The following is a 9,617-nucleotide window of genomic DNA, read 5'->3' on the forward strand; positions in this document are numbered from 1 at the left end:
GTGCTCACTCATCCAGTTCCAGCATCAACCCGCTCAAGCGCTTGACCTTGCGCCGCACCGCCTCTTCGAATACGCCGGAACGAGGCTCGATCAGGGTGAACCAGTTTTTGGCCCGGGTAATCCCGGTATAGATCAATTCCTTGGTGAGTACAGGGTTCAGGGCATCCGGCAAAATCAACGCCGTATGAGCAAATTCCGAGCCCTGGGATTTGTGCACCGTCATCGCGTATACGGTTTCGACATCATTGAGACGGCTTGGCAGAACAAACCGTACGCCGCCCTGACCATCATTACGTGGGAACGCCACACGCAACACCTGCTTCCCAGCCTCTGGCCCCTCACGTTCCGGCAGTTTGAGGGCAATGCCGATGTCGCCGTTCATCAAACCCAGACCATAGTCGTTGCGGGTCATCAGCACTGGTCGACCTTCGTACCACTGCTGGTCGCTGTCGATCAGCCGAGCCTTGAGCAGCGCGGCGGTCACGCGCTGATTCAAACCTTCAACACCCCACGGCCCTTTGCGTACGGCGCACAACAATTGGAAGGCGTCGAAGGCTTGCAGTACCTGGCGAGCCCAATCGGTCCAGCAGGGATCATCAAGTGTGCTGTCGAGCGGTGGCCGCAGGCTGCGCAAGAGACTCAGGTAATGGCGATAACCCTGCGGTCCATCGCCATGCCCCTCAAGCAGCAAGCGTTCCAACGCCCGGTCCTGTTCCCCCTTGAGGGACAGGGAAAACACGTCGTCATGGCTTCGAGCCGCCAACAACTTGCGAGCTTCCTCGGGTTGCTGCTGGTTGACCCAACGAGCCAGTTGGCCGATGCCGCTGCCCTCGCCGAACCGGCGTGAATGACGCAGCATCACAACTTGCTGAGCCAGGGGATGAGTCCCTTGGGTGTCTTCCTGCAAACCGCTGGCATCCAGGCTTTCACCACTGACCGCTTGCAGCCACAGGCGAGTCTGTGGACTGTACCAACCGGCCTCGGCGTCGCGGCACAGGTCGCCCAGCACGGCGCCGGCTTCCACCGATGCCAGTTGATCCTTGTCACCGAGCAGCACCAGACGGGCATGGGCCGGCAACGCATCGAGCAGGTTGGCCATCATTTCCAGATCGATCATCGAGGCTTCGTCCACCACCAACACATCCAGCGGTAAACGATTACCGGCGTGGTGACGGAAGTGTCGAGTACCGGGACGACTGCCGAGCAGACGGTGCACGGTGGTGACGTCTGACGGGATCTTCACTCGTACGGTTTCATCGACTTCCAGGGTTCTCACCTGCTGACTGATGGACTCCGTCAGTCGGGCTGCAGCCTTGCCGGTGGGTGCCGCGAGACGAATACGCAACGGCTTGCCCGCCTCCACTGCCGGCGCCTGGAGCAACGCCAGCAAACGCACGACCGTCGTCGTCTTGCCGGTCCCCGGGCCACCGGTAACGATGCTGAATGCGCTGCGGGTTGCGAGGGCACAGGCGAGTTTCTGCCAGTCAATCACTTCGCCGGGCTTGGCTGGGCCGAACAAGCTGGTGAGGCGTTGGGACAAATCATCCGGTGTGGTTTCGTGTTCCACCAGGCGTTGACGCAGCGAGTTGTCGATACGCCGTTCGTAAGCCCAGTAACGACGCAAGTACAGGCGTTTGCCCGACAACACCAATGGTCGATGCTGCGCCGCCTCGCGACCGTCGACCGCCAATGCGACCAGAGTGCTGGAGGCCAGGACCTTGCACCAATGGGCACCGTCCAGCGCCTCAAGCAATTGCGACGGCAACAACATCGCGCCACTTTGCAGATCACCTTCCGGTGGCAGCGACAGGGCGAAGTCCGGTTCCTTAAGCGTCTCGAACACATCCAGGCACACATGACCGTGGCCCAGTTGATGGCTGGCCAACGCGGCAGCCAGCAGCACCAGTGGATCATCGCCGGGAGCGAGCTCATGAAGAAAGGCGACGAAGGCCTTGTCCAGCGCTCGCAGCCAGCCGCGCTCAACCCAGCGCGTCAGCAACAGCAGCAAGTCATCGGCGCGACTCAACGGCGCCAGATCCGCCAGGCTTTCGGCTGTCAACGAAGTGGGCAGCAAATCAGCGAAGGTGCGACTCATAGCAAAACTCCCTGTTCCCAGGCGGGTTCGGCCTTGGGTTCTGGCTTGCCCTGGAACAGTCGGTCCAGACGCTCGATCAACGCTCTTGGAGGACGGGCGAAATACACGCCCTGGCTGGACGCGCGCGTACCGCGCAGGAACAGGTACAGCGCACCACCGACATGCCGGTCGTAATCGTAATCGGCAAGTCGCGCCTTGAGCTGGCGATGCAGGGCCAACAGGTACAGCACGTATTGCAGGTCGTAACGGTTGTCGAGAATCGACTGCTCCATGGCCTCCTCGGTATAGGCCGCGTCATCGACGCCCAGCCAGTTGGATTTGTAGTCGGCGACGTAGTAGCGGCCGTCGTGCTCGAATGTCAGGTCGATGAAGCCCTTGAACATGCCATTGAGCAACACCGGCTCGGCAGCCACCCGGGCCACGCCGTTGTGGGTGTATTGGCGCACCAGTTCATCGAGCTTGAGCACATCGACCTTATGACTGGCGAACCAGAACTCCATCTCGACGCGATATTGGGTGAGCTGCTCGAATACCACGGGGGCCTGCCCGCCGCCGATATGCAGCGGGGACGTAAGCAGATGCTGCAGCCAGTCGCTCAGGGCAGTTATCCAGCCCTCCCAGCCACGTCGATTGCAACGACGGGCAATGGCGTCTTCCACCGCTTGCGGCGTGGCGGCAAAACCTTCGTCACCGGCCCATTCGAGCAAACCATGGAGAAAGGTGCCGGGGTTCGGGCCACGAGGGAATCTATGGATATCAGCACCACCGGCCACCACTTCTCGTGGTGCTTGCGGATCGAGGCGTTCGTCGTCGAAGAGCTTTTGCGCCTGCGGGCTCTCCGGCGCTTCATCAGTGCCCACGCTCATGCTGTCGCCAATGCGCAGGGCACTGTAGGAAGCAATCCACCAGTTTTCGCTGGCCTTGCGTTTGGGTATCAGCGGAGCAAGCAACGTCGCATCGTTGTGCGGCGGATGGTAGTGCTCGGCGGTCGCTTCAGGCATTTCACCGTAGTTCAGCGCTGCACAATCCTGCTGCAGGTCTTCCAGCCAACGCTTCAAACCTGCCGACTCGGCCAATGGTGCTCCGCCGCCCAGCAGATAACCCAATGCTGACAGGTGCAGCACCGAGCTGTTGTTATTGCCACGTTTGAGATCAGTCACTCCGAGCCAGCAGGCGTGTTGTGCCCGGGTCAGGGCCACGTAAAGCAAGCGCAGATCCTCGGCAAGACGCTCATCATCCGCCTGAACAATCAACTCGGCTGTCGGCCTCAAGGTCACTTGAGTCTTGCCCGTGGCGTCGTGGTAATGCAGCGGCAGACGACTGCCATCCACCGGCTTCGCCGAGCAAATGAACGGCAGGAACACCAAGGGATACTCAAGCCCCTTGGACTTGTGAATGGTCACGACTTTGACCAGTTGCTCGTCGCTCTCCAGACGCAGAATCTGCTCTTCGCCGGCCTGACCGGACAACGCCAGATGCTCGGACAAATGACGGATCAGCGCTTGCTCACCATCGAGTTCGGCGGCCGCCTGTTGCAGCAACTCGGACAGGTGCAGCAAATTGGTCAACACCCGCTCGCCGTCACTGCGCGCGATCAATGTCTGAGGCAGCTGGAAGTCATGCAGCAATCGCCGCAGCATTGGCAACACGCCCTGCTTGCGCCAGAGCTCGCGATAATGGCGGAACTGCATGACCCGCGCTTCCCAGGCCAGTTCGTCCTGATTGAGCCGTTCCAGTTCGGCCAGTGACAGGTTCAGCGTGATGCAGGCCAACGCGGCTCGCAGCGGGCGCTCGACATCCGGCTCGGCGCAGGCCTTGAGCCAGGTCAGCAGGTCGTGGGCCTCCTGGGCGGCAAACACCGAGTCCTTGTCCGATAGATAGACGCTGCGAACGCCACGTGCGGAGAGTTCGCCGCGCACAGCCTGGGCCTCTTTACCGTCGCGGACCAGGATCGCGATATCCGCTGGCAGCAGCCCTCTGAAGTCCTTGCCGTCCTGTATGAAACCCGCGCGACCTTGTTGCCCGCCGTTGAGCAAAGCGGTGATTTCACTGGCGCAGGCGGCGGCGAGTTGTTGTCGGTACACCGCGCCGGACAGCGGCTGATCGGCGGACAGGTGCCAGATGTTCAGGGCGGGCACGACCTGGCCATCAATGTGCAGAACTTCTTTGCGCCCTTGGGATTCGACGGGCAGGAACGGTACCGGGTTCTCTCCGTTCTTTTCACGAAACAGGAACGCGCCTCGCCCGGACTCGCGAGACTCTGCACGCTCGAACACATGGTTGACCGCACTGACCATGCCATGGCTGGAACGGAAATTCGTACCCAGGGTATGCAGTCGGCCAGCGGTGGCCTGGCGGGCGCGCAAGTAGGTGTAGATGTCGGCACCGCGGAACGCGTAGATCGCTTGCTTGGGGTCGCCGATCAGAAACAGACCGCATTCGGGATTGTTGTCTTCGATGCGATAGATGCTCTCGAAGATCCGGTACTGCACCGGGTCGGTGTCCTGGAACTCGTCGATCAACGCCACCGGAAACTGCTCGCGAATCAGGGTCGCCAGCCGCTCACCGCCATCGGACTGCAACGCGGCATCGAGGCGCAGCAGCATGTCATCGAAGCCCATCTCCGCACGACGACGCTTTTCTTCCTCGAACCGTGTACCGACCCACTGGGCGGCGTGTTGCAGCACGGCGGCATCAGGAGTCGGCAATCCATCGAGACTGGCCTTGAGGCCGGGCATGGCGTCCAGCCCGGGATGACTGGGTACTTCGCCCTTCCAGGCTTCAGCCATGCCATCGGGTGTCAGGCGCGTGAATCCGGTGCCGATATCCAGTTGCTCAAGGGATTCGTCTTCAGCCCAGCCCCTGATCTTTTCGAACCAGGGTTCGAAATAGCGCGCCTGCATCTTGCGACCGTCGACGCTCTTGCTCGCAACACCCTGGTGACAGATGGCAAGTAATTCGTCCGCCCACTGGCGCCAGGGCATCTTGAGTTCGAGCAAGGCTGCCCGTCGCTCTTGCAGACACTCAGTGATCAGCTCGGCAGGCTCTTTACCTTCAACGCTGTCTCGCTCACTGGCGAACAAACCACGTACTCGCGGCAGTAAAGCCGCTGGACCGCCCCAATTTCCGCGCACCCAGTTCAGCGCATCGCCTTGCATCGGGTAGCAAAACAGGCGCCAGTAATCACGCAGGACTTCGCCCAGCAAATCGCTGTGATCGGTTTCCAGGGTTTGTGTAAACAGGCTGCCACTGTCGAACGCGTGTTCGCGCAACATGCGCTGACACCAACTGTGGATAGTTGAAACTGCTGCCTCGTCCATCCACTGCGCGGCGATGTCCAAGCGGTTTGCGCACCCGGACCACTGCTCGGGAAGGTACTCCTCACGAAGCTCTGCGATAAGGCTATCGGGCGCCGATGTTTCATCACGGAAAAACCGTGCAGCTTCAGCAAGACGCGTGCGGATACGTTCGCGCAATTCTTTGGTCGCGGCATCGGTGAACGTCACAACGAGGATTTGCGGCGGCAACAGTTCACGTCCGAAGCCGCTCGACTCTGCGCCGTGGCCAAGGACCAGGCGCAGATAAAGCGCAGAAATGGTGAAGGTCTTGCCGGTCCCTGCGCTCGCTTCGATCAGTTGGCTGCCGCGCAGGGGAAACGCCAAGGCCAGAGGTTTTGTGGTCATCCGCGCGCCTCCTCGCTGCTCAATGAACGCCAAGGCGCTTCAAGCAACGGCCGGTACAACGCGTTGCACCAATCCGGAAACGTTTCGTCTGCGGTAAGCGAGTCGAAGTCGGCAAACTGTCGGGCGAGTGCCGGGCTTTCGCGACGCTCGCCGTCGATGGTCAAGCCATCGCCTTCATAGGCCTTGCGGGCTGCGGCCTGGGCTTTGACCGGATCAGTTTGACCAAGCCATGCGAAGCCGGTCTTCACCGCAATCGGCAGCGGTTGACGCATGCCGGTTTGCCAAGCCATTAACAGGTCGCCCAGAATCCGCAAGGCTGCACCCTCCTCCATCGGACCGAGAAGCAGACTGTCGTCGCTGGCCACCAACGCGGTGGTCATCGCCATACCACTGGCGCAGGCAACCAGATGATTGACCCATGGCCGTGTCAGCCGATGCCATTTACGCGACTTGATTGAGCCGATGCTGTTGGGGATTGTAGTGACTGATAGCAAACCACCGTCCGCACGTTGATGCAGGCCGCTGAGCCAACCTTCCAGGCGCAGACCCAGCAACTCCAGACTCACTGGCAGAGCGTTGGTGAGAGGCGTTGGCCATAACGCCAAAAGCTGTTGGTAACGCTGCAACAGATCCGGCAACGGTTCGATCAACTCTCGCTGAAGGCATTCGCCGAATCCGGCCATGGGCAGAAGTCCACTGTTTTGCAGACGTTTTGCCTGTGCTTCCAGTACCTGATCGGTGCTATCCAGATGTCCCAGCGCCGCTTCGAGCAAGCTGTCGCTGAGGCTGTAACGTTGCAACGCATCGAGTACAAATGGCTCTTCATCAGCCAAGGGCACTTCAGCCGCTTCGAAGTACACCTTCAGTCGTTGACTGAAGAAATGTCGCACAGGATTACGCAGGAAGTCCTGCAGTTGACCGAGACTTAACGGCTCCTCCTGAACATAGGGATCAAGGACCTCGATATCAGTCGACGGCTTACTGGCTTGATGCAGCACCTGCCATTCACTCGCGTAGCTGAACAAATCATCGCCTTCATGAAAGTAGCGGGCGCTGAACGGTTGCAGTGGATGTTCCTGAGTGATGGCCTCAAGCAGATCTTCGTCGACATCATCCAGTCGCCAACCGCCGGCCAGATGATCTCGTAACTGGCCAATCAGCACCGACGCTGGGCGTTCACTGTTATCGCGAATGCTGCGACCGACCCAGCTGATATAGAGTTGATCACGTGCCGATAACAGCGCTTCCAACAGCAGATAACGGTCATCTTCACGTCGGGAGCGATCGCCAGGGCGGTAGTCACTGCCCATGAGGTCGAAGTCCAGTGGCGGTTGGGCACGCGGGTAGTCCCCGTCATTCATGCCCAGCAGGCAGACCAGTTTGAACGGGATCGCTCGCATGGGCATCAAGGTGCAGAAGTTAACCGCACCGGCCAGAAAACGCTGGGACAAGCGACCCTGATCAAGGCCGGCGAGCCAGGCTTCACGGACCACGGTTAATGGCAGTTCATCATGCAAGCCAACTGACTCGCAGGTCTCAAGCCAGGTTTCACGCAGCTCTTCGAGTTGGGCCAACACGTAGTCGTCATGCTCGTTACTGGCCAGAAAAAACAACTGAACCAGTGCGTGCAATCGAAAGCCCCATTGTTTGGGAGCTGCGGGTTGAGAGAGCTCCTGGTGGGCAATCTCCAATGCGTCCAGCAGCGCGACCAAAGGCCCAATGAGCGCGGCATCCAGACCACCGATCTCGTCGTAGGGTTCGATACCCTCGCAAGCACTGGCACTGCCCACGGCATAACCGAGCAGCATCCGTCGCAGACCGAAACGCCAACTGTTTTGTTCCAGCTCCTGCGGTAGACCGAGACCCGCGCGCTGCTCGGCATTCATGCCCCAGCGGATGCCTGCGCCTTCGATCCAACGGTGCAGGGTCGGCAGATCACGTTCCTCTACACCGAAGCGAGCGCGTAGTGCAGGAACATCCAGCAGATCGAGTATCTCGCTCACGGGGAAACGGCTGTCGGGCAGTTTGAGCAGATGTTCGATAGCAATCAGTAACGGGTCCCGACCACGTTGGCCTTGATCTGCGAGCGTGAAGGGAATGAAACGCGGGTCGTGGCGTTCAAGCTGAGCAAATACCGCTCGAATATGCGGTGCGTAGCTGTCGATGTCCGGCACCATCACGATCACATCGCGAGGCCTTAAGTCCGGATCAGCACTGAAGCGTGCAAGCAACTGGTCGTGGAGGATCTCCACTTCGCGCTGGGCGCTATGGGCAATGTGAAAACGGATCGACTCGTCGTTCGCCGGATCGATGGCCGGCCAGCGCTCGCGAGTCTCGTTCAAGGGACGCAACTCAAGAATGTCGTCCTGCAATTGATTGAGCATGTTCTGTGGCTGGCTATCGCTGAACAGGTCGATATGGCCATCGCGGAATGCCGAGCGGTAGCTGTTGGGATCGTCGTAGCTGTCGAGCAGATTGATGTAGTCCCGCCCCTGCTTGCCCCACGCGGCCAGTAGTGGATGGGCATGCTGGTGAAGGGTTTGCGGGTCGAGCACAACCGGCATTCCGCTCTTGCGAGCCTGACGCTTGTACTGATGCCGCAACAGATCTTTATCGGCGACGATGTCCGCCCAATGGTGACGACACGGGTTATGTACGCAGAGCAGAACCTGGCTGAACCGGGCCAGCCCCGCCAGTGCTTCCAGGGCTTGAGCGGGCAGTGAAGAAATCCCGAAAACGATCACACGTGAAGGCAATCCGCTGGGGGCGACGTCGAGGCTGTTGATGCGTTCGATAAACCGTTGATGGACGCCGGCTCGGCTTTGCGCCATGCCTTGTTCCCCCACATCCAGCAACAGCGCACGCCACAACTCTGCCTGCCAGCAGTTAGCCGGGGTCAGAGGTTTGGATTCGCCTCTGCCATTTCGTAATTGATGGCGACCTTCTGCCCAGTCTTCAAGCCAGTCGGCCCTGTACACCTGATATTGGTCGAATAGATCCGCCAGTCGCTCCGCCAATTGATAGCGTTTACGTAAGTCTGTGTCATTCGTAAGGAAGCGCTGCAGGGGTTCGAAGTGCGGTTGGTTGATCAACTGCGGAAGCAGACGCATCAGACGCCAGGTCAAGGGAGCTTTATCGAGCAGGGATTTGACCGGGATTTCGTCACGTCCAAGCACCATGCGATAGAGCTGCCACATGAAGCTACCCGGTAACTGCACGTCGATGGCTGCTGCGATTCCGCAGCCGCCCATGTCATCGTCTTCAGGGTCTTCTGCCAGTGCCAGCTTCAGCCATTGGGCGATGCCGTTGCTCTGAACCAAGGCAATTTCATTTTCCAAGGGAGCCAGCGGGTAACGCCGCATCCAGCTGACCACCAGGCTGCGCAACTCGTCCAGGCGGTTGCCGTGAACCACCATAAAACCAGCACTGAGGGACGTCGCGTCCGGCATAAAGGCTTCCTTGGGAAAATACAAAAGCTAGGGCCGAACCTTAGCATTGTCGGGAGACTGTGACAGCCGGGAGCCGTCCGGGATTGCTGTACGAACTTTCCTGCGGACAAAACAAAACCCCTACCTGCATACGCAGATAGGGGTTTCGGAATTTAATCTTGACGATGACCTACTCTCACATGGGGAAACCCCACACTACCATCGGCGATGCATCGTTTCACTGCTGAGTTCGGGATGGGATCAGGTGGTTCCAATGCTCTATGGTCGTCAAGAAATTCGGTAGCCAGGTCGTGGGCCTTTTCAGGTTCACGCTCCAGCGAATGGGTATGCGATAGTTGGGTGTTTTGTGAGTATCTCGAACTTTCGGTTCGTTTCGTCTTCACACACCGC

Annotated in this window: 3 protein-coding genes and 1 rRNA gene; all 4 read right to left on the reverse strand. The window is 59.5% G+C overall.

Translation table 11 applies throughout. The features are described 5' to 3' along the window. Positions 1-4: 4 nt before the first annotated feature. A complete protein-coding gene (recD, locus tag CUN63_RS08755) occupies positions 5-2,095 on the reverse strand; it encodes an exodeoxyribonuclease V subunit alpha (protein ID WP_129438718.1) in 2,091 nt (696 codons plus the stop codon). Next, on the reverse strand, positions 2,092-5,778 hold the full coding sequence (gene recB / locus CUN63_RS08760) for an exodeoxyribonuclease V subunit beta (RefSeq protein ID WP_129438720.1): 3,687 nt from the start codon (positions 5,776-5,778) through the stop codon (positions 2,092-2,094). Before recB ends, recD begins: the two co-directional genes overlap by 4 nt. Continuing rightward, the gene (gene recC / locus CUN63_RS08765; RefSeq protein ID WP_129438722.1) at positions 5,775-9,227 is read right to left on the reverse strand and encodes an exodeoxyribonuclease V subunit gamma; all 3,453 of its coding nucleotides are present in this window, start codon (positions 9,225-9,227) and stop codon (positions 5,775-5,777) included. The genes recB and recC overlap by 4 nt, the downstream gene beginning before the upstream one ends. A gap of 156 nt (positions 9,228-9,383) precedes the next feature. Continuing rightward, positions 9,384-9,499, reverse strand: a 5S ribosomal RNA gene (gene rrf / locus CUN63_RS08770). Positions 9,500-9,617: the final 118 nt, after the last annotated feature.

The sequence above is a fragment of the Pseudomonas sp. ACM7 genome (genome assembly GCF_004136015.1).
Lineage (GTDB): Bacteria > Pseudomonadota > Gammaproteobacteria > Pseudomonadales > Pseudomonadaceae > Aquipseudomonas > Aquipseudomonas frigoris.